The organism is Methylorubrum salsuginis (assembly GCF_900114375.1).
GTDB classification, from domain to species: domain Bacteria; phylum Pseudomonadota; class Alphaproteobacteria; order Rhizobiales; family Beijerinckiaceae; genus Methylobacterium; species Methylobacterium salsuginis.
Map to the genome: position 1 here is coordinate 51,419 of NZ_FOSV01000014.1, position 23,712 is coordinate 75,130.

Sequence of the window (23,712 nt, forward strand, 5' to 3'; positions counted from 1 at the left end):
ATGCCCCCTGCCCCGGAGCCCGCCGACACGATCTTCGCCCCCGCCACCGGCTTCGGCCGCGCGGCGGTGAGCGTGGTGCGGATCAGCGGCCCGGCCGCCGGCCCGGCCCTCGACGCCTTGGCGGGCCCACGCCCGGCACCGCGTCGGCTGTCTCTGCGGCGCTTGACCGATGCCGCCACCGGCACCCTGCTCGATCAGGCACTGGTGGCGTGGCTGCCCGGCCCCGCCACCGCCACCGGCGAGGACATGGCCGAACTCCACCTGCATGGCGGCACGGCGGTGCGGGCCGCGGTGCTACGGGCGCTGGGGGCTCAGCCCGGTTGCCGCCCGGCGGAGGCCGGCGCATTCACCCGCCGCGCCTTCCTCAACGGCCGCCTCGACCTCACCGAGGCCGAGGGCATCGCCGACCTGATCGACGCCGAAACCGAGGCGCAGCGGGTTCAGGCCTTGCGCCAACTCGAAGGGGCGCTGGGCCGCCAGGTCGCGGCGTGGCGCGACACGGCCATCGACCTCCTGGCCTCGACGGAAGCCGCCCTCGATTTCGCCGACGAGGGCGATGTGGATGACAGCGGCCTCGACGCGGCGCTGACTGGCCGCGCCGCCGATCTCGCGCAGGACATCCGGAAAACCCTCGCCGACGGGCGGCGCGGCGAGCGCCTGCGCGAGGGTTTCTGCGTGGTGCTGGCCGGGCCGCCGAATGCCGGCAAATCGACCCTGCTCAACGCCCTCGCGGGCCGCGACGCCGCCATCGTCTCCGACATCCCCGGCACCACCCGCGACGCCATCGAGGTGCGCTGTGACCTCGGCGGTCTTCCCGTCATGCTGGTCGATACCGCCGGCCTGCGCGAGACCGCCGACCCGGTCGAAGCCGAGGGCGTCGCCCGCACCCGCCGCCGCATCGAAACCGCCGACCTCGTGTTGCGGCTCATTCCCATCGACGCGCCCGAGCCGGACCGGGAGGGTGGGCCGGCGACACTATGGGTTCGCACCAAGGCGGATTTGGCGACGGCTTCCGCGGGGCAATTCCGTCCGCGTGAGCCGCGCAATCCGCTCCCGCTTGCGGGCAGGGGTGGGGGTGGTGCGGAAGGCACCGCCGAGCCACCTCCATCTCCTCCCTCCTCCCCGCAAGGGGGAGAAGAGCGCTGTGTCCTGCCTCATGATGCCACAGCCGAAACCCTGCTGATCTCCGCCCGGACCGGCGCCGGTCTGGATACCCTGCTCGCGGCGATCCAGCGCGTCGCGGAGGCATCCCTCGGCGGCGATGCCCTGGTCACCCGCGAGCGCCACCGCGACGCCCTCACCCGCACCGTCATCCATCTCGACCGCGTGGTGGCCGCGTCCCCGGACTATCCCCCGGAACTGACCGCCGAGGATCTCCGGCTCGCCGTTCGGTCGCTCGGCGAAGTCGGCGGCCATGTCGGCGTCGAGGAGATGCTGGACCGGCTGTTTGCCGGCTTTTGTATCGGCAAATGAACTCTGTCGCCTTTGTTTTGCCGGCTTATTAAGTGTGACCGGACTGTCAAATCAGCCTCGTCACGTCGCCCGATCCGGGCGACCATAGGACCCCGGATCACCACGGCCTCCCCGCGCGGTCACGACCCGGGGATGGAGCTGGCGTCGCCTGTCAAAGGCGGGCGTACGCTTCCGGCTCTTCCCAGGCCACCGACGAGAGCAGACGCCCCCCCGGCCGGATCGCGCGATCGCACGGCCGAGGAAACCCAAAAAGCCGAATCGCGTTGACCGCTCCGCGCGCCCGCGCGTAAGCAACCTCCATGCACCCTTCAGAGACGAGCTACGACGTCATCGTCGTCGGCGGTGGCCATGCCGGCGTCGAGGCGGCGGCCGCCGCCGCGCGGGTCGGCGCACGCACGGCCCTGGTCACGCATCGCGCGGCGACCATCGGGGCGATGTCGTGCAATCCGGCCATCGGCGGGCTCGGCAAGGGCCATCTGGTGCGCGAGGTCGATGCGCTGGACGGGCTGATGGGCCGCGTCGCCGACGCGTCAGGCATCCAGTTCCGCCTGCTCAACCGCCGCAAGGGCCCGGCGGTGCGCGGCCCCCGCACCCAGGCGGACCGGGCGCTCTATGCCCGCGCCATGCAGGCCGCCATCGCCGAGACCGCCGGGCTGTCGGTGGTGGAAGGCGAAGTCGATGACCTGATCGTGGCGGATGGGCGTGTCGCGGGCGCGGTGCTGGGCGACGGACGCCGCCTGTCGGCCGGGGCCGTCGTCATCACCACCGGCACCTTCCTGCGCGGGCTGATCCATATCGGCGAGCGGCAGGTGCCGGCGGGCCGCGTGGGGGAGGGACCGGCCATCGGTCTGGCCCAGACCCTCGACCGCCACGGCTTTCGCCTCGGGCGCCTCAAGACCGGCACGCCGCCCCGCCTCGACGGGCGCACCATCGATTGGGCGGCCCTGGAGATGCAGCAGGCCGACGCGGATCCCGTCCCGTTCTCGACGCTGACCGAGCGCATCACCACGCCCCAGATCGCCTGCGGCATCACCCGCACGACGCAGGACGTGCACGACCTGATCCGGGCGAACCTGCATCGCTCGCCGATGTATTCCGGCGGCATCAGCAGCCGGGGGCCGCGCTATTGCCCGTCGATCGAGGACAAGGTGGTGCGCTTCGGCGACCGCGAGGGCCACCAGATCTTTCTCGAGCCCGAGGGGCTGGACGATCCGACGGTCTACCCGAACGGCATCTCGACCGCGCTCCCCGAGGACGTGCAGGCCGCGATCATCGCGGCCATTCCCGGCCTGGCACATACCCGCATCGTCCGGCCGGGCTACGCCATCGAGTACGATTACGTCGATCCGCGCGAACTCGATGCGACGCTCCAGACCCGGCGCCTGCCCGGCCTATTCCTGGCCGGCCAGATCAACGGCACCACCGGCTACGAGGAGGCGGCGGGGCAGGGGCTGGTCGCGGGCCTCAACGCCGCACGGCTGGCCGGTGGATCGGACCTCGCGGTGTTCGACCGGGCCGAATCCTATCTCGGTGTGATGATCGACGACCTCGTCACCCACGGGGTGAGCGAGCCGTACCGCATGTTCACTTCGCGCTCAGAATATCGCCTGAGCCTGCGCGTCGACAACGCCGACGAGCGGCTGACGCCCCGCGGCGCGGCTCTGGGCTGCGTCGGCTCGGCCCGCGCCGCCCACTTCGCCGCCGGTCAGGAGGTGCTGGCCCGCGCCCGCGCCCGGCTCGACGCGCTGAGCCTCACTCCCAACGAGGCCGCTCTCCACGGCCTCGCGCTCAACCGCGACGGCCTGCGCCGCTCGGCCTTTCAGCTTCTGTCCTATCCCGAAATCGGCTGGGATCGGCTCGCCGCAATCTGGCCGGACCTCGCCGAGGTGCCGCCGCGGATCGCCGAGCGGCTGCGGACGGATGCCACCTACGCGGTCTATCTCGACCGCCAGCAGGCCGACATCGCCGCGTTCCGCCGCGACGAGGCCGTGCGCCTGCCGGCCTCCCTCGACTACGCTGCCATCGCCGGCCTCTCGAACGAGATGCGGATCAAGCTCGACGGCGTGCGCCCGACCACGCTGGGGCAGGCGGCTCGCATCGAGGGCGTGACGCCCGCGGCGCTGACGCTGCTGGCCGCCCACGCCCGGCGTGGGCGCGAATCGGCGCGCGCCTGACGCCGCGCAGGGACGAAAGCGATGAGTAGCGATCAGCGTGCCCGCGTGCTCGCCGAGCATGATGTTTCACGTGAAACAGCCGCCGCGCTCGACATCTATGTCGAGCAGCTGGCGCGTTGGCAGAACGTGAAAAATCTCGTCGGCCCGGCCACCCTCACCGAGGTCTGGCACCGCCACGTCGCCGATGCACTCCAGCTTCTGGCCCTCGCCCCCGAGGCCAAGACTTGGGTCGATCTCGGCTCCGGCGCGGGCATTCCGGGGCTGATTCTCGCGATATCCGGTCGAGTACGATCGGGGCTGAAAATCCATCTTATCGAGAGCAATGCGCGCAAATGCGCCTTCCTCACCGAGACCGCACGCCTCACCGGCGCGCCGGTGACCGTCCACAACGCCCGCATCGAATCCGTGGTCAGTAGCCTTACCGGCGCCGACATCGTCTGCGCCCGCGCCCTCGCCCCCCTCAGCCAACTCCTCGCCTGGACCGAGCCACTGTTGAAAACCGGCACCACCGGGCTGTTTCCGAAGGGCCGTGATGCAGCCGCGGAATTGACCGAGGCGGACAGAGAGTGGACATTCGCCCGCGACCTGATTCCGAGCCGCACCGACTCGCAGGCACGGATTGTGCGCGTCACGTCGCTTTCCCGCGTGGACCCATGACCGATTCTCCTCAGATCAAGCCGCTCCGGGTGCTGGCGCTCGCCAATCAGAAGGGCGGCGTGGGCAAGACCACCACGGCGATCAACCTCGGCACGGCTTTGGCCGCCATCGGCGAGCAGGTGCTGGTGATCGACCTCGATCCCCAGGGCAATGCCTCGACCGGGCTCGGCATCGACCGTCGCCGCCGTCAGGTCTCGACCTATCACGTCATGGCCGGCGAGGCGCCGCTCGCCGAGGCGGTGACGCCGACCGCCGTGCCGCGCCTCTCGGTGGCGCCCTCGACCATGGACCTGCTCGGTCTGGAATTGGAATTGGCCAGTGCCCCGGACCGGGCCCACCGCCTGCGCAACGTCCTACGCGACCTCACCGAGGCACCGGGCGCCGAGCCGATCACCTACGTGCTGATCGACTGCCCGCCCTCGCTCAACCTGCTGACGGTCAACGCCCTGGCCGCCTCCGACGCCGTTCTGGTGCCGCTGCAATGCGAGTTCTTCGCGCTGGAGGGTCTGAGCCAGCTCCTGCGGACGGTCGAGCAGGTGCGCGGCGCCCTGAACCCGAAGCTGCAGATCCAGGGCGTGGTGCTGACCATGTACGATCCGCGCAACAACCTCTCGGCCCAGGTGGTGGCCGACGTGCGCGGCTTCCTCGGCGACAAGGTCTACGAGACCATGATCCCGCGCAACGTGCGCGTCTCCGAGGCGCCGTCGCACGGCAAGCCGGTGCTGCTCTACGACCTGAAATGCGCGGGCTCCCAGGCCTATCTGCGGCTCGCCTCCGAAGTCATCCAGCGCGAGGGCCGGGCTCCGCCGCCCGCCGCCGCCGCGTGATCCTCGGTGCGCCGCGTCCGGCCGACGGACGCCGTCGCACGGTTAAAAATCTCTTCAGTAACGGAGTTTCCCAGTGGCGATGGCGGATGATGCGGCGCGGCCGCGGCTCGGGCGCGGGCTCGCGGCCCTGATCGGCGACTTCTCCGACGACGCACCGCGGGAGGATGCCCGGCCGCCCCAGTCGCAGCGGAAGGTGGTGGTCGAGTTCCTGCGGCCGAACCCGCGCAACCCCCGCCGCCGCTTTTCCGAGCCGGAACTCGATGAGCTGGCGGCCTCGATCCGCCAGCGCGGCGTGATCCAGCCCATCGTCGTGCGCCCGTTGCCGGCCGTGCCCGGCACGTTCGAGATCGTGGCCGGCGAGCGCCGCTGGCGTGCGGCACAGCGCGCCGGCATCACCGAAGTGCCGGTGGTCGTCGTCGAGATCGATGACCGCACCTCGCTCGAATACGCGATCCTCGAGAACGTCCAGCGCACCGATCTCAATGCCATCGAAGAGGCGGCGGGCTACGAGCGGCTGATGGGGGAGTTCCAATATACCCAGGCCGAACTCGCCGAGCTGCTCGGTAAGAGCCGCAGCCACCTCGCCAACACGCTGCGGCTGCTACAGCTCCCCCCCGCGATCCAGGACCGGGTGACCGCGGGCGAAATCACCGCCGGCCACGCCCGCGCGCTGCTCTCGGTGCGCGACCCCGAGACAATCGCCCGCCGGATCGTCGCCGAGGGCTTGTCGGTGCGCGAAGTCGAGGCGCTGGCTGCGGCCGACAACGCCACCGAATCCGAAGCCCCGCGTCCCGGCCGGCCTCGCCGGGCTTCGGGCAGCGACGCGACCCTGCGCTCCCTGGAGGACGTGCTGGCCCGGGCGCTCGGCCATTCGGTGGCCGTGAAGGACAAGGCGAGCGGGGAGGGGGAAATCCGCATCCGTTACGCCAGCGCCGAGGAGCGCGACGCGCTGTGCCGCAAGCTGGGGGGCTCGGCTTCGGAGACGTGAGGCGCTCGCGCCTTATTGATCACGCGAAGAATAGATTTGCCGGTTAAGCACGCCGGCAAATCAGGATTACAATACCCTAGAGATCGTACTAGCTAGAACGATCGACAGAACCGAGCAACACGTCTATCAGCCTCGGGTTCATTCGCTTCGAAGCGGATCGAAGCCGGAGGCACGACGATGTTCAACATGTTCAAGTCGCAATCGCCGCTCGACCTGACGCCGCGCAACTGCCTCGTCGTCTCGCTGCTCTACTGCATGGGCTCCGATGGCGAGCTCGATCCGGAGGAGCTGGGCCACCTCATGTCGGTGCTCGGCCGCAACACCACTCGGCAGCAGCTCGACGCGCTCCTGCGCTACGCCCGCTCCACTGCGCCGCAACAATTCCTGACCGAGGCGACGCCACGGCTGCGGCCGGACCAGCGGCTCTGCATCGTCCTCAACATGATCGACAGCGCCATGGCCGATGGCGAGGCCGAGCCCGGCGAGCAGCGTCTCATCATGGAATTCTCGCAAAGCTTCGGCTTGAGCGAGGCCGACCTGACCCCGCATTTCCGCACCCTGGTCGCCAAGAACGACCGGGCGGTTCTCGACCGATAAATCGCGTCAGCGCCGCCGCGAAGCCTCGACGGCGATCCTCAAGAAGATCGCCTGCGCCTGGGCGTGGGCGAGGTCCGGCTCGGCGCGGCGGCAGGCCAGCACGGCGTCCTGCAGCCACGCCACCGCCGGGCGTAGGCCCTCCGCCGACCAACGGGCGAGCTGCGTCTCGGCGGTGGCCTTGCGGCGGAAATGCAGACCGCGCCAGTTGGCGACGATCTGGCTCGCGCTGCCGCGGGGATTGTCGAGCCGCAGCGACAGCAATTGCAGGGCGTGCCGAAGCCCCGCGCCGAGCATCGCGGAGGGATCCATGCCCTCGTGCCGAAAGCGGCGATAGGTGCGCTCGGCCTCAGCGGCGCGCCCGGCAAAGGCGGCGTCGATCAGCTCGTTGAGGATGCTGGCGCCGACATCGCTGACGATCGCCTCCACATCCTCCACCGACACCGTGCCTTGGTCGCGGGCATAGAGGGCGAGCTTGCCGATCTCCGAGAGGCTGGCGCGGCGGTCGCTGCCGAGGCTGCCGGCCAGAAGGTCGCGGGCATCCCGGTCGATGCGCAGGCCGTCCTCTTGAAGCGTCCGGTCGATGAGGTCGGCCAGCGTGCGCTCGTCGTCGGGGTAGCAGGGCAGGGCGAGCGCCTTGGGGGAGCCCTCGCAGAGCGTGCGCAGCGGGGCCGACTTGGCGAGGTCGCCGGCTTCCACGACGATGCGGGCGCCCTCGATCGGCGCCTTCAACGCGGCATCGACCGCGGGCGCGTAGTTGCGGCTGCCCGAGCGCACCCAGATCGTGCGCGATCCGCCGAACATCCCGAGGGTGCCGGCCTCGTCCACGAGGCGGCCGGGATCGCCGGCCAGCACGTCGCCGTCGAGGCGGATCAGGGCGAAGGGATCGTCGGGATCGGAGACGATTTTGGCGATCAGCCGCGCCGCCCGGTCGGCGACGAGGCCGGTATCGGGGCCGTAGATCAGGATCACCGGCACGCGCGGATCGGGCCCGCGCCGGATCAGGCCCTCGACATCCCCGGCCTTGACCGCCGTCATGGTCTCAGCTGTTCGGCTTCACGGCGAGGACGGAGGCGATGCGTGTCTTGATCTGCTCGGCCAGCACCTTGGCGAGCCGGATCTCGGCATCGCGCGCCGCGCGCAGGGAGGCGAAGCGCTGGATCGAGCGGTCGTAGGTCGCGGTCGAGGTGGCGACCCCCTCGGTGATGACCCGCTGCCCGTCGGTGCTCTCCAGCGAGTATCGCACGGTGCCGACGATGGTGCCGGCCTCGGCGCGGGCGGTGGTGGAGGAGACGATCGGCGTCTGCACCTGCTCGCTGCCCTGCATCTTCAGCCGGTAGCGCTTCGGCGGGCCGGCCTGGCCCGAGCCGTCGAGGGCGAAGATCAGCTCGCTGCGCAGGTAGTGCCCGAGGCGCTCCTGATCCTGCGCCATCGCCACGTCGTCGACCTGGATCGCGGCCAGGGCGGTCTGCATCGATTCGCCCGAGGCGGTCGGCCCATAGAGCGGGCGGAAGCAGGCGCCGAGATTGAGTGCGAGCCCGAGGACGAGCGTAACCCGCGCGATCCGGGCAACCGGCCTGTTCGACGCCACACCCATCCGATGCCTCACGGCTGCTCCCCGACCCGACGCGTAACAGTTCCGCTTGTACGACAAGCCTCACGCCCGGTCATCCTACGCGACCCATGCTTTACGAACCCTCTGCGGCGAGACCGTGATGGCGTGTCGTGCTTGCACGGGAGGCGGCGGATTCCCATTTCCCCTCTATCGCATTCACGCCTTCGACGACGCCTTGACGCTGAGCGAACGCGCGGGGTAAATTAGAACAAATGGCGAACAAACGAGCCCTGTCCTGGTCGGTCGCGCTGCGCGACCTGAGGGACGATCGAACCCGGAGAGCGGATGTGCGTGAGGAGCGTCTGCGAACGATGGCGGGTCTGCGTGGCACCCCGGCCCTGTCCTTGAGCGCGTGGCGTGGGCGCTCGGGTCGACGCTACGTCGTCGGCGTCCACGAGATTGCCGCCTCCGATCTCGCGGAGGTCGGCCCGGCGGTGCTGATCGCGGTGCGCCGCGACGGCGCCGGCATCGCCCAGCCGGTCTCCGTGACGGCGACCGGCGAGAGCCCGCGCGAGCGGCTGACCCGCGGCTGGCTCGCCCGCGTCCGTCAAAAGGGCGCGACCGAGATGCACGTGCATCGCCTCGCTGAAGGGGACGACGCGCGTCGCGCCATCGTCGCCGATCTCGTGCTGGACGAAGCAGCCTCCGCGTAACGCCCTCTCCTGCCGCCGCGGATCGAACGGCGGCGGCACACCGCGCACTTGCCTTGCGCGCGGCCCGTCTTCAAACACGGGCCGCCCGGCCGCTTCGCCGGGCCGCGCAGGACGACCTTGATGGCGCAGACTGACACTTCGATTTCCGGCGGACCGGCGCATCGGCCCCGCAGGCGGATCGGCCTGTTCCTCCCCTATATCCTCCTCGGCGCCCTGGTGCTGGCCTGGACGGTCGGCTGGTTCCTGATCCGGGCGCGGGCCGAGAGCGAGATGGACGGCTGGCTCGCCCAGGAGGCGCAGGCCGGGCGGCAATGGACCTGCGCCGACCGCTCGATCACCGGCTACCCGTTCCGGCTCGAACTGCGCTGCGCCTCGCTGCGCTTCGCCCGCTCGGACGGCAACTTCTCCCTCGGGCCGATCACCGCAGTCGTCCAGATCTACGATCCGCGCCTCGTCCTGCTGGAGGCCGCCGGCCCGTTCCGGGTTGAGCAAGGCGACCTGAACGCCGACGTGACCTGGAGTTCGCTGGAGGCGAGCTTCCACGCCGCCTCCGACGGCTTCAGCCGGGCCTCCCTCGTGGTCGATGGGCCCAAGGGCGTGGTGAACACGCCCGATCCCGGCCCGATCGATTTCGCGGCGCGCCATCTCGAACTGCACGCCCGGCCGACGCCGGGGCGTTTCGCCTCCGACGGTGCCATCGATGTGAGCCTGCGCCTCGCTCAGGCGGCGGTGCCGCGCCTCGACGCGCTGGCCGGCAGCCCGGACCCGGCTGATATCGACCTCGACACCACCATCGAGCAGGCCGCCGTGCTGCGCACCGGCACCGTCGCCCGCGAATTGGAGACGTGGCGCCAAGCCGGCGGGCGGCTCGACGTGACGCGGCTGTCGATCGCCAAGGGCGAGCGCCGGCTCCAGGCCAAGGGGGCCGTGGGGATCGACGCCGCGCATCGCCCCGAGGGGCGGTTCGACCTGCGCGCGGTCGGCCTCGAGGCGCTGGTCGGGCAGGTGATGGGCCAGCGCTACGGCGCCGACAAGGGGGCGATGATCGGCAACCTCGTCGGGCAGTTCCTCGGCGGCCTGCGCCGCAAGGAGGAGGGCGCCGCCGCCGATGCGGACAACGGCGCCGATGCGCTCAAGCCCTTGCCGACGCTCAAGCTCGGCGACGGCCGGCTGATGCTCGGGCCGTTCGCCGTGCCGAACGTGGCCCTGCCGCCGCTCTATTGAGGCGACGCCGCCTCACCAGGGCGCGGGGCCGCGGCGGATCACCATCCGGCGTAAGCTGCGCCCCGCCGCTTCCAGGCGACGGCGATGGAGATGGCGCCGGCGCCACCGCGCCAGTTCCCCGGTCTCGACCGGCGCGTCGAGTTCCGGTACGTCCACGGACAGCGCCCGGAAGCGCGCGGCCTCCCGGGGCGCGCGCTCGCGCAGGTCGGCAAGGAACAGACGCATCTCGGCGAGCGTCGGGCCGATCCAGTCCTGCGCCGTCGGGTCGGGGCGGCCGGCGGCGGGCGCGACCGCTTCGTCGCAACGGGCGAGACGGATCTTGCCGCCCCGCGACGGGGCCGGGATCGCGTCCTCGAACGCCGAAAAGTCCGCGGCGAGGCGCTCGCCCTGGATCACCTCCGGCAACAGCGCGTCCCGGATCAGCGTGACGGCGCCGTGCCGGTAGAGGCCGCGGGCCGGGCGGCGCTCCGCCCCGGCCCCGTCGAGGGCGGGGGCGAAGCGGCGCAGCACGAGGTCGGTCGCCGCCGCCCCGGCCACGGGGGCGAAGGCGCGGGGCGCGAACTGCACCACCCCGGCATGGGGCGGCACCTCGCGCAGCCACCGCTCGATGTCGTCGCCCGGCAGCGGCATCAGGAACTCGTCGGGGTCGAGGAAGACCGCGAAGGGAAATAGCCGGGCGCGGGAGGCCAGGAAATGGTCCTGCGGCGTCAGCAGGTGGGCCGCGCCGCGGGCCTCGGGCCAGGGCACGCGGACGACGCCCAGGGGGGCGTGCGCCGCCAGGATCGCGGCGGTGTCGTCGCGGCTCTCGTCGTCATAGACCACGACGTCGCGCACCCCCGCCGCGCGGTGGAAGGCGAGCCACTCGACGAGGCGAGGGCCCTGGTCGCGGACGACGGTGACGAGGGTGAGACGGCGCATCGGGCTCCTCAGCCTTGGACCGGAGCGGAGGGGGCCGCGTTGCGGGCGCGGCCGAAATCGGCTTCCGCCGTCTCCTGGCCCATGGCGACGATGCCGCGGCGGATCGCGCGGGTGCGGGTGAACAGCTCGTGCAGGGCCTCGCCGTCCCCCCAGCGGATCGCCCGCGACAGGGCCGAGAGATCCTCGTTGAAGCGCCCGAGCATCTCCAGCACCGCCTCGCGGTTGGTGAGGAAGATGTCGCGCCACATGGTCGGGTCGGAGGCCGCGATCCGGGTGAAGTCACGGAATCCGCCGGCCGAGAATTTGATGACCTCGGACTGCGTGACCTCCTCCAAGTCGGCCGCCGTGCCGACGATGTTGTAGGCGATCAGGTGCGGCACGTGGCTGGTGATGGCGAGCACGAGGTCGTGGTGCTCCGGGCTCATCGTCTCGACGATGGCGCCCAGGCCCTGCCACAGCGCCCGCACCCGCTCGACCGCCGCCTCGTCGGCGGCCTCCGGCGGGGTGAGGATGCACCAGCGGTTCGAGAACAGGGTACTGAACCCCGAATCCGGCCCGGAATACTCGGTGCCGGCCACCGGGTGGGCCGGGACGAACACGTTCGTCTCTGCGAGATGCGGGCTCACGGCGGCGACCACCGCGGCCTTGACCGAGCCGACATCGGAGACGACCGCGCCGGGCTTCAGATGCGGCGCAATGGCTTCGGCCACGGTGCCGATGGCGCCGACCGGCACGCACAGGATCACGAGGTCGGCCCCCCGCACGCCCTCCGCCGCGTCGGTCGTGGCGAGATTCGCGAGCCCGAGCGCCCGCACCCGCTCGATCACCCCGGGATCGCGGTCGATGGCGACGATGGTGTTCGCGAGCCCGTAGGTGCGCGCGCCGCGGGCGATGGAGGAGCCGATCAGCCCCAGGCCGACGATGGCGAGCCGTTCGACGCTCACGCGCCCGCTCCGCGCAGGAAGTCGGTCAGCGCGGCCACGAACGCGCGGTTGGATTCGGCGCTGCCGACCGTCACGCGGAGCGCATCGGGCAAGCCGTAGGCGGTGACGCGGCGCACGATCACGCCGGCCCTGGTCAGGTGGGCGTCGGCCTCCGCCGCCGTGCGGCCGGGCGTGTCCGAAAAGTGGACGAGGAGGAAGTTGCCGACGCTCGGCGTGACGGTCAGCCCCAAAGCCTCGACCTCGCGGGTGAGCCAGGCGAGCCATTCGTCGTTGTGGGCGACCGCCGCCGCGACATGGGCGTCGTCGGCGATGGCCGCCGCACCCGCCGCGATGGCGCCGGCCGAGAGGTTGAAGGGCCCCCGGATGCGGTTGAGGGCATCGACCACGGGCTCGGGGCCGACCATCCAGCCGATGCGTTGCGCCGCCAGCCCGTGGATCTTCGAGAAGGTGCGGGTCATCACGACGTTGCCGGCCTCCAGCGCCAGCTCCAGGCCCGCCGAGTAGTCGTTGGCGCGCACGTATTCGGCATAGGCCCCGTCGAGCACGAGCAGCACGTTGCCCGGCAGGCCGGCGTGCAGGCGGCGCACCTCGTCGAAGGGCAGGTAGGTGCCGGTCGGGTTGTTGGGGTTGGCGAGATAGACGATGCGGGTGCGCGGCGTGACCGCGGCCAGGATCGCATCGACATCGGCGGTCAGGTCGGTCTCCGGCGCCACGACCGGGGTGCCCCCCGCCGTCAGGATGGCGATGCGGTAGACGAGGAAGCCGTGCTCGCTGAAGATGCCCTCGTCGCCGGGGCCGACGAAGGCGAGCGCCAGCAGGGTCAGCAGTTCGTCCGAGCCCGCGCCGCAGACGATCCGGGCCGGATCGAGCCCGTAGCGCGCGCCGATGGCCTCGCGCAGGCGCGCAGAGGTGCCATCGGGATAGAGCGCCAGCGTGCCGGCCTCCGCCTGAAGGGCCTCGACGGCGAGGGCGCTCGGGCCGAGCGGCGTCTCGTTCGAGGACAGCTTATGGATCTTGGCGACACCCGGCGCGGCGCTCTTGCCGGGCACATAGGCCTCGATGGCGAGCACGCCCGGACGGGGGAGGGGGCGAAGAGCAGACGGGGAAGCGGACATGGCAGCACGGGGCGGCGATACGGAAGAGCCGTCCCTCTACAGCATTTCGCGCTCACGCGAGAGCCGATCCGCGAACCGGCTCCCGCGGGGCTGGGTTTCCGTTTACTTCGGCTTCGCCTCGGGCGGCGTCGTGCCCGGCGGCAGCAGGACGTTCTTGGCGACCGTGCCCTCGGGGCCGTACTCGCCGGCCACCGCGATGCAGGCCTGCTCGCGGTTGAGGTTCATCTGGTTCGACATCAGCGTGAAGATGCCCATCACCCGGTTGCCGAACGGCCCGCGCGGGCTGACATCCTCGGGACGGGTGTTCTGCTTGGCGAGCAGCGCCTCGAACTCGCTCGTGCCCAGCACGTAGCCGCAGACGTTGACGGCGGAGAAGATGTAGGCGGCGAATTCCAGCGCCCGCGGGCTCGGCGCGTTGCGGATCGGCCGCGGGCCCGCGGCGTCCTTGTTCTCTTGTGCCTTGTTCTCTTGCACCGGCGGGGTGGCGGCGGGCGGCGTGGCAGGCTCCTGCGCCAGGGCAGGAGCGAGAGAGCTGCCGACGAGGGCGGCGGCGATCAGGAGACGGGCAGACATCGGACGTTCCTCAGGGACACGGATTCTCACGATCCGCTTAAAGTCGGAGAGCCCCGAAATAGTCCGGCCGACGACCGCGTCAAAGCTCGGCCAGGGCCCACGGACGGGCCCTGCGGCGGTTCACCACCGGTAGTTCACGCTCGCGATGACGCGGCGGGCCTCACCGTAGAAGCACGAGTTGGCCGACTGGCACGAGCTGACGAAGCGCCGGTCGCCGATATTGGCGGCCGTGATGGCAGCCCGCCAGTTGTTGCCCCAGTTGTAATGCACCGTCGCGTCGAACAGGACGTATTCCGGCACCTGCAGGGAATTGAGCTGATTGGCGAACGAGCGTCCGACGTAGCGCACGCCGCCGCCGAAGCCGAAGCCGCGCAGATCCCCGGTCGGAATGGTGTAGTCGGCGAAGATCGATGCGAGCGTCTCGGGCACGTTGGTCGGTGTCTTGCCCAACAGCTGGATGAGGCGCGGATCGTTCACCTTGATGTATTCGAGATCGTAGTGCGTGAAGGCCGCGACGACGTTGAGGCCGTCGAAGAGGTTGGCGGCGAACTGAGCCTCCACGCCGCGCGAGCGGACCGTCCCGAGCTGAGTCGAGCCGAAGAAGGGCGGTATGTCCGCCACGACTGGGAACGGCGCGTTGTCGCGCACGAGGTCGAACGCGGCGAAGGTGAACGAGTAGTTCTCCCCAAGCGGCTCCACCTTCACGCCGACCTCGACTTGCTCGCCCCGGTCGGGCTTGAGCGACTGAAGCGTTAGGGCGTCAAGCCCGATCTGAGGCTGGAACGAGGTGGAGTAGGACACGTAAGGCGCGATGCCGGGATCGAAATTGTAGAGCAGCGCGATCCGGCCCGTGAGCGCCTGATCCTTGCGCGAGGTGCTTCCCAGGGGATTGAGCTTCGTATCCACGTCGCTCTGGGCGAAGTCCTGCCGCAGGCCGCCGACCAGGGTCAGGCGATCGGTCAGCTTGATCTGGTCCTGAACGTAGAGGCCGAGCTGATCGAAGCGGTTGACGTTGACCTGATACGGCAGGGGACGCCCGGTGACGATGCCGTAGACCGGGTTCAGCAGGTTGAGGCTCGGTCCGGGGAAGATCGAGCCCTGGTTGTCGTGCAGCGTATAGTTCTTGTAATCGACTCCGAACAGCACGTCGTGCAGGAACAGGCCGTCGGAGAAGCGCGCCTCCGCTTGGTTGTCGACTTGGAACAGGTTGACCTTGTCGCTGAAGTTGAACTGATAGCGGCCGAGCTGGGTCTGTGTCCCGAGCAGGGGCCTCTGATCGGCATCGGTATAACCGATCTGGCCGATATACGAGTTCTGGATGGCGTCGCTGAACGAGTAGCGAAGGTTCTGACGGACGGTCCACGTCGCGTCGATGGCGTGCTCGAACTCGTAGCCGGCATAGGCCTGCTCGCGCTGGAACGTGTTGATGCGCGGGTCGCCGACGTTGAGGGAGCGATCGATGCGCAAGCCGCTCACGTTGGGACGAACGGTTCCGAGATAAGGCAGGAAGTTCGCCGTCACCGCGCTCGAATCGCGCTGGTAGCTCGTCAGCACGGTCAGCGAGGTGCCGGCATCCGGGCGCCACGTGAAGGCCGGCGCGATATAGGCCCGATCCGCATCCGCGCCATCGACCTGCGTGCCGCCCATCCGGCCGATGCCGGTGAGGCGATAGAACAAGTGCCCGGACTCGTCGGCCGGGCCGCCGACATCGAACGCCCCGTAGACCTGCCCGAACGAGCCGCCACCGACTTCGACCTCGCCGAACGCCGTCGTAGTCGGGCGCTTGGTGATCTGGTTGACCATGCCGCCGGGATTGCCGGCACCGAACAGGGTCGCGGCCGGCCCACGGATGACTTCGATGCGCTCGAGACCGTAGGTCTCGATCTTCATCGTGCCGAAGCCGTAGTTCAGCATCTGCAGGCCGTCTTTGTAGATGCCGTAGTCGCTGGCGACGAACCCGCGCAGAGTGAAGTAATCCTGGCGTTGATCGGGGCCGAAGGTGCCGGAGTAGATGCCGGCGGTGTACTGCGTCGCCTGGGTCAGCGTCTGCGCGCCCTGCGCCTCGATCTGCTTGCGTCCGATCACGGTGACCGATTGCGGAGTCTCGAGCAGCGGGGTGTTGGTCTTAGTCGCAGAGACCGAGCGGGTCGCGACGTAACCATCGACCGGTCCAAGCGGGTTCTCGCGCAGCGGAGCCGCCGCGGGTCCGCGCGGGCCCGGCAGAGCACGACCGGCCGTGGCGTTGCCGCCCGAGCCCTCGACGGCGATCTCGTCGAGGCGCGTGCTCTGCTGGGCGAGCGCGCCGGCCGTGAGGGCCAGCAGCGAGGCGCCCGCCAGGGCCGCACGCCGCAATCCGTGTCTGCCGACGCGTGTGTGAACCGACCGCATCACCGTGAACCCTATCCACCCCGAACGGCCGTTCCGGGCGGCCGCGAGCCTCTCGCGCCACCGGATCGACAGTTTGGAATTATGCTAAACTGCTGTTATTACAGGCTTTTCGTAAGCACAGCCGTAACAGCCCAGGTCTGCGGGGCAAGGCGCGCGCGGGCCAACCTCAGAGAAAGCCGGGGGCCTGTAGCGGGGGGGTCACAGAAATGCGCGCGCCCCGTGTCGCGGTGTGCGGCACGGGGCGTCAGGTTGTGGCCAGGGCTCCGCCCCGGCGCACCGCCAGAGGGCTTGGCCTTGGGAACCCGTTACACGGTGACTTGGGTGCCGACTTCGACGACGCGGCCCGTCGGGATCTGGAAGAAGTCCGTGGCGTCGTTGGCGTTCTTGGCCAGCGTGATGAAGATCCGGTCCTGCCACAGCGGCATGCCCGAATGGGCCGCCGGGCGGATCGAGCGGCGCGAGAGGAAGAACGAGGTCGACATGATGTCGAACTTGAAGCCCTCGCGCTTCAACAGCGCCAGGGTCCGGGGGATGTTGGGCGTCTCCATGAAGCCGAAGCGCATCACCACCCGGTAGAAGCCCGGCCCGACCGGATCGATCCGCACGCGCTCGGATTCCGGGGCGCGGGGGCGGTCCATGGTCTCGACCGTGAGCACCACGTTCTTCTCGTGGATCACCTTGTTGTGCTTCATGTTGTGCAGGAGTGCGGCCGGAGCGATGTCGGGATCGCTCGTCAGGAACACCGCCGTGCCCTTCACCCGGTGATACGAGGTGCTCTTCTCCAGCATGCCGACGAGTTCGATCAGCGGCACGTCGGTCTTGCGGGTCTTGTTGACGAGGATCGCCACGCCGCGCACCCAGGTCCACATCATCAGCATCAGCCCACCCGCGAGCATCAGCGGGACGTAGCCGCCCTCATGCACCTTGAGCAGGTTCGAGAGCATGAACAGGAACTCGATGACGATGAAGGGCGCGATCGCGAGGCCGGCGACGACGGGCGTCAGGCGCACCACCTTCCACAGCACCACGTAGGCCATGCAGGCGGTGAGCAGCATCGTGCCGGTGACCGCGATGCCGTAGGCCGAGGCCAGCGCCGAGGACGAGCGGAAGGTGATGGCCAGGATCACGACGCCGAGCGCCAGCAGCATGTTGATCCGTGGCAGGTAGATCTGGCCCGAATGCGCCTCCGAGGTGTGGCGAATCTCCATGCGCGGCAGCATGCCGAGCTGGATCGCCTGCCGCGACAGCGAGAACGCGCCGGTGATCACCGCCTGGCTCGCCGTCACCGTGGCGATGGTGGCGAGCAGCACCATGGGGATCAGGCCCCATTCGGGCACGAGCTGGTAGAACGGATCGGTGGTCTCGGGCTTGGCCAGCACCAGCGCGGTCTGACCGAGATAGTTGAGGACGAGGCAGGGCGCGACGAGGAACAGCCACGCCACCTGGATCGGCCGGCGCCCGAAATGTCCGAGATCGGCGAACAGGGCCTCCGCGCCCGTCACCGCCAGGAACACCGCGCCGAGCGCCACCAGCGCCCCCGTGCCGTGGCCGAGGAGGTAATGCACCGCGTACCAGGGATTGAAGGCGGCCAGCACCCCGGGATTGCCGACGATGTAGGGCAGCGCCGCCGCCCCCAGCGCCAGGAACCACACCACCATGATCGGCCCGAAAAAGGTCGCGACCCGGGCGGTGCCGTGGCTCTGGACCGCGAACAGGCCGACGATGATCGCCACCGTGATCGGCAGCACGTAATCATCGAAGGCGGGCGTGACGAGCTTCAGGCCCTCGACGGCCGAGAGCACCGAGATCGCCGGAGTGATGACGGAATCGCCGTAGAACAGAGAGGCCCCGAGCAGGCCCAGCATGAACACGATCTTGGAGCCGCCGAGCGCCTGACGGGCCTTGGCCATCAGAGAGAGGATGCCGCCCTCGCCGTTGTTGTCCATGCGCAGCAGGATCGCGACGTACTTGATCGTGACGATCAGGAGCAGCGCCCAGATGATGAGCGAGGTGGTGCCGATCACCTCCTCGGGCAGCAGGATGCCGTCGACGCGGGAGGGGGCGAGCGCCTCGCGGAAGGCGTAGAGCGGGCTCGTGCCGATATCGCCGTAGACGACGCCGACCGAGCCGACGGTGAGCGCCCAGAAGCCGGTGCGGGCGTGGCCGTGGGCCGATTCCGCGGAGGCGTCCACGGCCCCGGCGGCGGTCGCGACGGGGCCGCCCTCGCCGGGCGCGGGCCCGCCGAGGGCCGGGGAGGCTTTGGGATCGGCCGACAGGCTCGGGCTGGCAGGCTGGGTCATCGGGGAATGGGGTTTTCGCTCGCGCGTCGTCCGGTTGCATGTGCCGGAGTCGCATGAAGGGAATGCGTCGGTGTGCGACCGGCCGCCGGCTCAGTCGAGCGCGGCGCGCCCCGCCTCACCGCAGCGGGCAGCGCCGGGGGGCCGGGCATCGGATGCCTTGGGGGAGCAAAGGTCGGGCCGGACATCACGGCCTCGCGGGGCGTTCGGGTCGAGCCAGCGTTATCACGCGGGCAGGGCCCCGGATACGGCTCCGGGGCCCTGCCGTCTGACGGATGGGTGTGCGCGGGGTGCGCGGCGCCTCACTCGGCGGCGGTGCGCTTGCCCTGGCCGAAGCGGCGCTCGATGTAATCGACGACGATGCCCTCGAAGTCCTTGGCGAGCGTCGCGCCGCGCAGGGTCATCGCCTTCTTGCCGTCGATGAAGACCGGCGCGCTCGGGGTCTCGCCGGTGCCGGGCAGCGAGATGCCGATATCGGCATGTTTCGACTCGCCCGGTCCGTTGACGATGCAGCCCATCACCGCGACGTTCAGGCTCTCGACCCCCGGATAGGTCTTCTTCCACTCCGGCATGGAGGTGGTGATCCAGTTCTGGATGTCGCGGGCCAGTTCCTGGAAGGTCGTAGACGTCGTGCGGCCGCAGCCGGGGCAGGCGGCCACCAGCGGCACGAAGGTGCGGAACCCCATGGTCTGGAGGAGTTCCTGCGCGGCCTTCACCTCCACGGTGCGGTCGCCGCCGGGCTCGGGGGTCAGCGAGTAGCGGATCGTGTCGCCGATGCCCTCTTGCAGCAGCACGCCGATGGCGGCCGACGCCGCCACGATGCCCTTCGAGCCCATGCCGGCCTCGGTCAGGCCGAGATGGATCGCGTAGTCCGAGCGGCGCGCCACCTCGCGGTAGACCGCGATCAGATCCTGCACCGCCGAGACCTTGGCCGAGAGGATGATGCGCTCCTTCGGCAGGCCGAGTTCCACCGCGCGGTCGGCGGAGGTCAGCGCCGACTGCACCATCGCCTCGCGCATCACCGCGCGGGCGTCGATCGGCTTCGGAGAGCGGGCGTTCTCGTCCATCAGGTGCGTCAGCAGGGCCTCGTCGAGCGAGCCCCAGTTCGCGCCGATGCGCACCGTCTTGCCGTACTTGATCGCCTGCTCGACGATGGTCGAGAACTGGGTGTCCTTCTTCTCCTTGAAGCCGACATTGCCCGGATTGATCCGGTACTTGGCCAGCGCCTCGGCGCAGGCCGGATGGTCGGACAGGAGCTTGTGGCCGATATAGTGGAAGTCGCCGACCAGCGGCACGTGGCAGCCGATCCGGTCGAGGCGCTCGCGGATCTTCGGCACGGCGGCGGCCGCCTCGTCGCGATCCACGGTGATGCGCACCAGCTCCGAGCCGGCCCGCGCCAGCTGCGCGACCTGGGCCACGGTGGCGTCGATGTCGGCCGTGTCGGTGTTGGTCATCGACTGCACGACGATCGGCGCGCCGCCGCCGACGGTGACCGCCCCCTCGCCCTCGCCGATCTGCACGCCGACGGTGCGGTGGCGCGGGGCGGGCCCTGCGATCTCCGGCCCGCGCATGTTCGGGCTCTGAGCCTCGATCGGGTTTGCCAGGGCGTCGGGAGCTTCCATGACTTCCATCGTGCCTTCGCGGGTCGTTCTCTAGTTCCGCGCGTGCCGGCCGGGGCGTTCCGCAGGCGCGGAGACGATCCTATCCGAATCCGGCGCGATCCGCGACCGGCCGCTCACGCCCGCGCGAACGGATGCGGAGCCTGCCTGTATTCAAGGCCGCTTCCATGTCGCATCCGAAGCGGGATGTCGAGCGCGAGGCCGGCGATTGCAAGGATGCTGCCGCGTGGCCCGCGCGTTCACCTGCCATGCACCGGGTGCCTGCAGGCCGCGCTGGCCGAGCGGGTCAAAGCACCGCACGGAACCGGATGCTGCTCTGCACCATCTAAACACGCACTGCAACAATTCCCGCGAGGCACGATGGACAGGATCAGCCCCGAGATCAGCCCCGAGATCAGCCCCGAGACGAGCGCGGCCGCGACGGGATCGGATGCGCCCGGCGACGACGCTCACAATCCGGTGACGGCGATTCCGAGCCCGATCGCCCCCACGACCCGACCGGGCGAGGGCTTTCGCGGGCTGGCCGGGCCGCGGGCCGAGAAGGCGGTGGCCTTGGCGCTTCAGGGCGGCGGCTCGCACGGCGCCTTCACCTGGGGCGTGCTCGACGCGTTGATCGAGGACGGGCGCGTCGCCTTCGAGGCCGTGACCGGCGCGAGCGCGGGGGCGATGAACGCCGTCGTCCTCGTGGACGGCTGGCTGGCGGGCGGGCCGGACGGGGCGCGGGCCGCCCTCGAAGCGTTCTGGCGCGAGGCGAGCCTGGACGCCGACCTCAACCCGGTCAAGCAGAGCTGGATCGACGGGATGTTCCACGTCTGGAAGGGCAATCCCTTCGTCGAGGCGTGGCTGAAGGTGCTCAATCCCGGCCCCTATGCGGCCAACCCCCTCAACATCAACCCCCTGCGCGGGGCGCTGGAGCGCGTGGTCGATTTCGAGCGCCTGCGGAACGCTGAAACCGCCGACGTCTTCGTCTCGGCCACCAATGTCTGGACCGGCAAGCTCGCGGTGTTCGAGCGCGAGCGCCTGACCGCGGACCATCTCCTGGCCTCGGCCTGCTTGCCCACCGTGTTCCAGGCGGTGGAAATCGACGGCGTGCCCTATTGGGACGGCGGCTATCTCGGCAATCCGGCGCTCTACCCGCTACACGAGGCGCGCACCCGCGACATCCTCCTGGTGCAGATCAACCCGGTCGAGCGCCGCGAGACCCCGCGCACCGCGCAGGACATTCAGAACCGCCTCAACGAGATCACCTTCAACGCCAACCTGATGCGGGAACTACGCTCCATCGACTTCGTGCACGGCCTGATCGAGGAGAACGGCCAATCGGTCGAGGGGCTGGAACGCGTCTTCCTCCACCGCATCGACGGCACCGACCTGCTCGACGACTACGCCGCCTCCTCCCGCCTCGACGCCCGCTGGCGGATGATCGAGCGCCTGCGCGACAAGGGCCGCGCCGCGGCCAAGGCGTGGCTCGACGACGGGTACGGAGAGGTGGGCGTGCGCTGCACGCTCGATCTGAAGCAGGCGTATCAGTAGGCCGCCCCTTCCCCGACCGCGTCGCCCGGCAGGCGACGCGATTTCGCTTGCGCCCTCGTTGCTACGAACATAAAGATATCTTTATGTCTAGCGAGAGCAGCCACAGGACGGCCTCCCCCGCGGCGTCGGTGCCCTTCGCCGAGGCCCTCGCCGTGCTGCGCGCGGCGGCCGAGGAGACGCGGCTGCGCATCCTGGCGCTTCTGGCGGAAGGGGAATTGTCGGTCTCCGACCTCACCGACATCCTGGGCCAGTCGCAGCCGCGCATCTCGCGCCATCTCAAGCTTCTGGTCGAGTCCGGCCTGATCGAGCGCCACCGCGAGGGCGCCTGGGCGTTCTTCCGCCTGCGCGAGGCGGCGGTCAGCTTCGTCGAGCCGCTGATCGCCGCACTCCACCGTGAAGAACCGCCGCTCTCGGAGGATCGCGCCCGGCTTGATTCGGTGCGGGCCCAGCGGGCGGAAGCCGCCCAGACTTTCTTCGCCCGGCTGGCCCCCAAATGGGACCGGCTGCGCTCGCTCCACGTGCCCGAGGCCACCGTCGAGGCCGCCGTGCTCGACGCGCTGGGGGATCGCCCGATCCGCCACGTGGTCGATCTCGGCACCGGCACCGGCAAGATGCTGGCCCTCTTGGCGCCGCGCGCCGGGCGGGCCACCGGGCTCGATTCGAGCCATGCCATGCTGTCGGTCGCCCGCGCCAACCTCGAGCGGGCGGGCCTGTCGCGGGTCGATCTGCGCCAGGGCGACCTGCACGCGCCGCCCTTCGGCCGGGCCGGCTTCGACCTCGTCGTGCTGCACCAAGTGCTGCACTACCTCGACGATCCGGTCCGCGCGTTGCGCGAGGCGGTGCGCCTCGTGGCGCCGGGCGGGCGCCTGCTCGTGGTCGATTTCGCGCCCCACACCCTCGAACACCTGCGCGAGACCCAGGCGCATCGCCGCCTCGGGTTCAGTGCCGAGCAGGTGGCGGGCTGGCTGACGCAGGCGGGCCTCGGCCGGGTCGAGAGCCGGGATCTGGCCCCCGACGACGGCACCGAGCACCCGCTCACCGTCACCCTCTGGCTCGCCCACGATGCGGCCGCGGCGGAAGAACCGGACGAGCGGGCGGTGGCGTGAAAGCCTGAGACGACACGCCCAAGCCGACACGGCCCGAACATGATCGAACGACAAGACCAAACGCGTACCAAGGGGACGATCCCGATGCCCACCGCTTCCCAGCACCGCGCCAGCCGCGACGGCTTCCGCCCGATCCGGGTCTCGATCGAGTTCTTTCCGCCCAAGTCCGAGGAGATGGAGAAGATCCTCTGGTCCTCGATCGAGCGTCTGGCGCCGTTGCAGCCGAAATTCGTCTCGGTGACCTACGGGGCGGGCGGCTCGACGCGGGAGCGCACCCACAACACGGTGGCCCGCATGGTGCGCGAGACCAACCTCAAGCCCGCCGCCCACCTCACCTGCGTGGACGCCACGCGCGAGGAAATCGACGCCGTGGTGCAATCTTATTGGGATGCGGGCGTGCGCCACATCGTGGCGCTTCGCGGCGACCCGGCCGAGGGCGTCGGCTACGCCTACCGGCCCCATCCCGGCGGCTACGCCCAGACCTCCGACCTCGTGGCCGGCATCAAGCGCATCGGCGACTTCAAGGTCTCGGTCTCGGCCTATCCCGAGAAGCACCCGGAAGCCGCTTCCCTCGATGCCGACATCGACGCCCTGAAGGCCAAGGTCGATGCCGGCGCCGATCAGGCGATCACCCAGTTCTTCTTCGATAACGAGATCTACCTGCGCTACCTCGACAAGGTGCGCGCGGCCGGGATCGACATCCCGATCATCCCCGGCATCCTGCCGGTGCAGAACTTCAAGCAGGCGGCCAACTTCGCCCGCCGCACCGGCGCCTCGGTGCCCTACTGGCTCGCCGCCCGGTTCGAGGGCCTCGACGACGACGTGGAAACCCGTCGTCTGGTCGCCGCCGCCGTCGCCGCCGAGCAGGTGCTCGACCTCGTCGATCAGGGCGTGGAGGACTTCCACTTCTACTCGATGAACCGCTCCGACCTCGTCTACGCCATCTGCCACCTGCTCGGCCTGCGCTCGCAGACCCCGAAGGTGGCGGCGGCGAAGGCGGCGTAACCGCTTCCA

The 23,712-nt window shown here is 70.1% G+C and carries 20 protein-coding genes; 11 read left to right on the top strand and 9 right to left on the bottom strand.

Features of this window, described 5'->3' with window-relative positions; all coding sequences use genetic code 11:
• From mnmE to BM140_RS16415, 6 genes are all read left to right on the top strand, one after another.
• Entirely contained in the window at nt 1-1,473 is a 1,473-nt protein-coding gene (gene mnmE, locus BM140_RS16390) for a tRNA uridine-5-carboxymethylaminomethyl(34) synthesis GTPase MnmE (protein WP_091948621.1), read from the top strand.
• Between the two features lie 299 nt (nt 1,474-1,772).
• Nucleotides 1,773-3,647, top strand: coding sequence for a tRNA uridine-5-carboxymethylaminomethyl(34) synthesis enzyme MnmG (gene mnmG, locus BM140_RS16395; RefSeq protein WP_091948624.1), 1,875 nt, complete (start codon nt 1,773-1,775; stop codon nt 3,645-3,647).
• A gap of 21 nt (nt 3,648-3,668) precedes the next feature.
• Nucleotides 3,669-4,304 (top strand): 16S rRNA (guanine(527)-N(7))-methyltransferase RsmG, encoded by a 636-nt coding sequence (rsmG, locus tag BM140_RS16400; RefSeq protein WP_091948626.1) that lies wholly within the window; start codon nt 3,669-3,671, stop codon nt 4,302-4,304.
• Nucleotides 4,301-5,131 carry a ParA family protein gene (locus BM140_RS16405; RefSeq protein ID WP_091948629.1) on the top strand — a complete coding sequence of 277 codons (831 nt, stop codon included), beginning with the start codon at nt 4,301-4,303 and terminating at the stop codon, nt 5,129-5,131. Before rsmG ends, BM140_RS16405 begins: the two co-directional genes overlap by 4 nt.
• A 79-nt stretch (nt 5,132-5,210) precedes the next feature.
• Nucleotides 5,211-6,119: a ParB/RepB/Spo0J family partition protein gene (locus tag BM140_RS16410; RefSeq protein WP_091948631.1), complete on the top strand. Its 909-nt coding sequence runs from the start codon at nt 5,211-5,213 to the stop codon at nt 6,117-6,119.
• 177 nt (nt 6,120-6,296) lie between these two features.
• Nucleotides 6,297-6,716 (top strand): tellurite resistance TerB family protein, encoded by a 420-nt coding sequence (locus tag BM140_RS16415; RefSeq protein WP_091948634.1) that lies wholly within the window; start codon nt 6,297-6,299, stop codon nt 6,714-6,716.
• A gap of 6 nt (nt 6,717-6,722) precedes the next feature.
• Here the strand turns inward: BM140_RS16415 and holA are convergent, their stop codons facing one another.
• Both holA and lptE read right to left on the bottom strand, forming a co-directional pair.
• A complete protein-coding gene (holA, locus tag BM140_RS16420; RefSeq protein ID WP_091948637.1) occupies nt 6,723-7,751 on the bottom strand; it encodes a DNA polymerase III subunit delta in 1,029 nt (342 codons plus the stop codon).
• Nucleotides 7,752-7,755: 4 nt separating this feature from the next.
• Nucleotides 7,756-8,310 carry an LPS assembly lipoprotein LptE gene (gene lptE, locus BM140_RS16425; protein ID WP_091948639.1) on the bottom strand — a complete coding sequence of 185 codons (555 nt, stop codon included), beginning with the start codon at nt 8,308-8,310 and terminating at the stop codon, nt 7,756-7,758.
• Nucleotides 8,311-8,639: 329 nt separating this feature from the next.
• On the opposite strand from lptE, the gene BM140_RS16430 reads away from it, so the two are divergent.
• Together BM140_RS16430 and BM140_RS16435 are read left to right on the top strand one after the other, a co-directional pair.
• Nucleotides 8,640-8,981: a hypothetical protein gene (locus BM140_RS16430; RefSeq protein WP_091948642.1), complete on the top strand. Its 342-nt coding sequence runs from the start codon at nt 8,640-8,642 to the stop codon at nt 8,979-8,981.
• A gap of 120 nt (nt 8,982-9,101) precedes the next feature.
• On the top strand, nt 9,102-10,205 hold the full coding sequence (locus tag BM140_RS16435; RefSeq protein WP_091948645.1) for a DUF2125 domain-containing protein: 1,104 nt from the start codon (nt 9,102-9,104) through the stop codon (nt 10,203-10,205).
• Between the two features lie 12 nt (nt 10,206-10,217).
• Here the strand turns inward: BM140_RS16435 and BM140_RS16440 are convergent, their stop codons facing one another.
• The 7 genes from BM140_RS16440 to ispG form a co-directional block, all read right to left on the bottom strand.
• On the bottom strand, nt 10,218-11,123 hold the full coding sequence (locus tag BM140_RS16440) for a glycosyltransferase family 2 protein (RefSeq protein ID WP_091948648.1): 906 nt from the start codon (nt 11,121-11,123) through the stop codon (nt 10,218-10,220).
• Between the two features lie 8 nt (nt 11,124-11,131).
• Nucleotides 11,132-12,067: a prephenate/arogenate dehydrogenase family protein gene (locus tag BM140_RS16445; RefSeq protein ID WP_091948651.1), complete on the bottom strand. Its 936-nt coding sequence runs from the start codon at nt 12,065-12,067 to the stop codon at nt 11,132-11,134.
• Nucleotides 12,064-13,182, bottom strand: a complete 1,119-nt coding sequence (locus tag BM140_RS16450; RefSeq protein WP_091948654.1) for a pyridoxal phosphate-dependent aminotransferase — start codon at nt 13,180-13,182, stop codon at nt 12,064-12,066. Before BM140_RS16450 ends, BM140_RS16445 begins: the two co-directional genes overlap by 4 nt.
• A gap of 102 nt (nt 13,183-13,284) precedes the next feature.
• Nucleotides 13,285-13,755: a hypothetical protein gene (locus BM140_RS16455; RefSeq protein WP_091948658.1), complete on the bottom strand. Its 471-nt coding sequence runs from the start codon at nt 13,753-13,755 to the stop codon at nt 13,285-13,287.
• Nucleotides 13,756-13,875: 120 nt separating this feature from the next.
• Complete coding sequence (locus BM140_RS16460) at nt 13,876-16,143, bottom strand: TonB-dependent siderophore receptor (RefSeq protein WP_091948661.1); 2,268 nt, start codon at nt 16,141-16,143, stop codon at nt 13,876-13,878.
• Between the two features lie 305 nt (nt 16,144-16,448).
• On the bottom strand, nt 16,449-18,443 hold the full coding sequence (locus BM140_RS16465) for a potassium transporter Kup (protein ID WP_091948665.1): 1,995 nt from the start codon (nt 18,441-18,443) through the stop codon (nt 16,449-16,451).
• Between the two features lie 299 nt (nt 18,444-18,742).
• Nucleotides 18,743-20,071 carry a flavodoxin-dependent (E)-4-hydroxy-3-methylbut-2-enyl-diphosphate synthase gene (gene ispG, locus BM140_RS16470; RefSeq protein WP_091948668.1) on the bottom strand — a complete coding sequence of 443 codons (1,329 nt, stop codon included), beginning with the start codon at nt 20,069-20,071 and terminating at the stop codon, nt 18,743-18,745.
• Nucleotides 20,072-20,419: 348 nt separating this feature from the next.
• Between ispG and BM140_RS16475 the strand changes: the two genes are divergently transcribed.
• The 3 genes from BM140_RS16475 to metF all read left to right on the top strand — a co-directional run bounded on the left by BM140_RS16475 (nt 20,420) and on the right by metF (nt 23,703).
• Nucleotides 20,420-21,592, top strand: coding sequence for a patatin-like phospholipase family protein (locus BM140_RS16475; RefSeq protein WP_091948671.1), 1,173 nt, complete (start codon nt 20,420-20,422; stop codon nt 21,590-21,592).
• An 83-nt stretch (nt 21,593-21,675) separates the two neighbouring features.
• The gene (locus tag BM140_RS16480) at nt 21,676-22,698 is read left to right on the top strand and encodes an ArsR/SmtB family transcription factor (RefSeq protein ID WP_091948673.1); all 1,023 of its coding nucleotides are present in this window, start codon (nt 21,676-21,678) and stop codon (nt 22,696-22,698) included.
• Nucleotides 22,699-22,782: 84 nt separating this feature from the next.
• A complete protein-coding gene (gene metF / locus BM140_RS16485; RefSeq protein WP_091948676.1) occupies nt 22,783-23,703 on the top strand; it encodes a methylenetetrahydrofolate reductase [NAD(P)H] in 921 nt (306 codons plus the stop codon).
• The last annotated feature ends 9 nt before the right edge of the window (nt 23,704-23,712 follow it).

Excerpts from the sequence above, each read along its gene's own strand:
- BM140_RS16450 (WP_091948654.1), bottom strand. The coding sequence starts at position 13,182 with ATGTCCGCTTCCCCGTCTGCTCTTCGCCCCCTCCCCCGTCCGGGCGTG.
- BM140_RS16435 (WP_091948645.1), top strand. The coding sequence starts at position 9,102 with ATGGCGCAGACTGACACTTCGATTTCCGGCGGACCGGCGCATCGGCCC.
- BM140_RS16440 (WP_091948648.1), bottom strand. The coding sequence starts at position 11,123 with ATGCGCCGTCTCACCCTCGTCACCGTCGTCCGCGACCAGGGCCCTCGC.
- BM140_RS16460 (WP_091948661.1), bottom strand. The coding sequence starts at position 16,143 with ATGCGGTCGGTTCACACACGCGTCGGCAGACACGGATTGCGGCGTGCG.
- BM140_RS16405 (WP_091948629.1), top strand. The coding sequence starts at position 4,301 with ATGACCGATTCTCCTCAGATCAAGCCGCTCCGGGTGCTGGCGCTCGCC.
- lptE (WP_091948639.1), bottom strand. The coding sequence starts at position 8,310 with ATGGGTGTGGCGTCGAACAGGCCGGTTGCCCGGATCGCGCGGGTTACG.
- metF (WP_091948676.1), top strand. The coding sequence starts at position 22,783 with ATGCCCACCGCTTCCCAGCACCGCGCCAGCCGCGACGGCTTCCGCCCG.
- BM140_RS16480 (WP_091948673.1), top strand. The coding sequence starts at position 21,676 with ATGTCTAGCGAGAGCAGCCACAGGACGGCCTCCCCCGCGGCGTCGGTG.
- rsmG (WP_091948626.1), top strand. The coding sequence starts at position 3,669 with ATGAGTAGCGATCAGCGTGCCCGCGTGCTCGCCGAGCATGATGTTTCA.
- BM140_RS16410 (WP_091948631.1), top strand. The coding sequence starts at position 5,211 with ATGGCGGATGATGCGGCGCGGCCGCGGCTCGGGCGCGGGCTCGCGGCC.
- holA (WP_091948637.1), bottom strand. The coding sequence starts at position 7,751 with ATGACGGCGGTCAAGGCCGGGGATGTCGAGGGCCTGATCCGGCGCGGG.
- mnmE (WP_091948621.1), top strand. The coding sequence starts at position 1 with ATGCCCCCTGCCCCGGAGCCCGCCGACACGATCTTCGCCCCCGCCACC.
- BM140_RS16475 (WP_091948671.1), top strand. The coding sequence starts at position 20,420 with ATGGACAGGATCAGCCCCGAGATCAGCCCCGAGATCAGCCCCGAGACG.
- BM140_RS16455 (WP_091948658.1), bottom strand. The coding sequence starts at position 13,755 with ATGTCTGCCCGTCTCCTGATCGCCGCCGCCCTCGTCGGCAGCTCTCTC.
- ispG (WP_091948668.1), bottom strand. The coding sequence starts at position 20,071 with ATGGAAGTCATGGAAGCTCCCGACGCCCTGGCAAACCCGATCGAGGCT.
- BM140_RS16465 (WP_091948665.1), bottom strand. The coding sequence starts at position 18,443 with ATGACCCAGCCTGCCAGCCCGAGCCTGTCGGCCGATCCCAAAGCCTCC.
- BM140_RS16430 (WP_091948642.1), top strand. The coding sequence starts at position 8,640 with ATGGCGGGTCTGCGTGGCACCCCGGCCCTGTCCTTGAGCGCGTGGCGT.
- mnmG (WP_091948624.1), top strand. The coding sequence starts at position 1,773 with ATGCACCCTTCAGAGACGAGCTACGACGTCATCGTCGTCGGCGGTGGC.
- BM140_RS16415 (WP_091948634.1), top strand. The coding sequence starts at position 6,297 with ATGTTCAACATGTTCAAGTCGCAATCGCCGCTCGACCTGACGCCGCGC.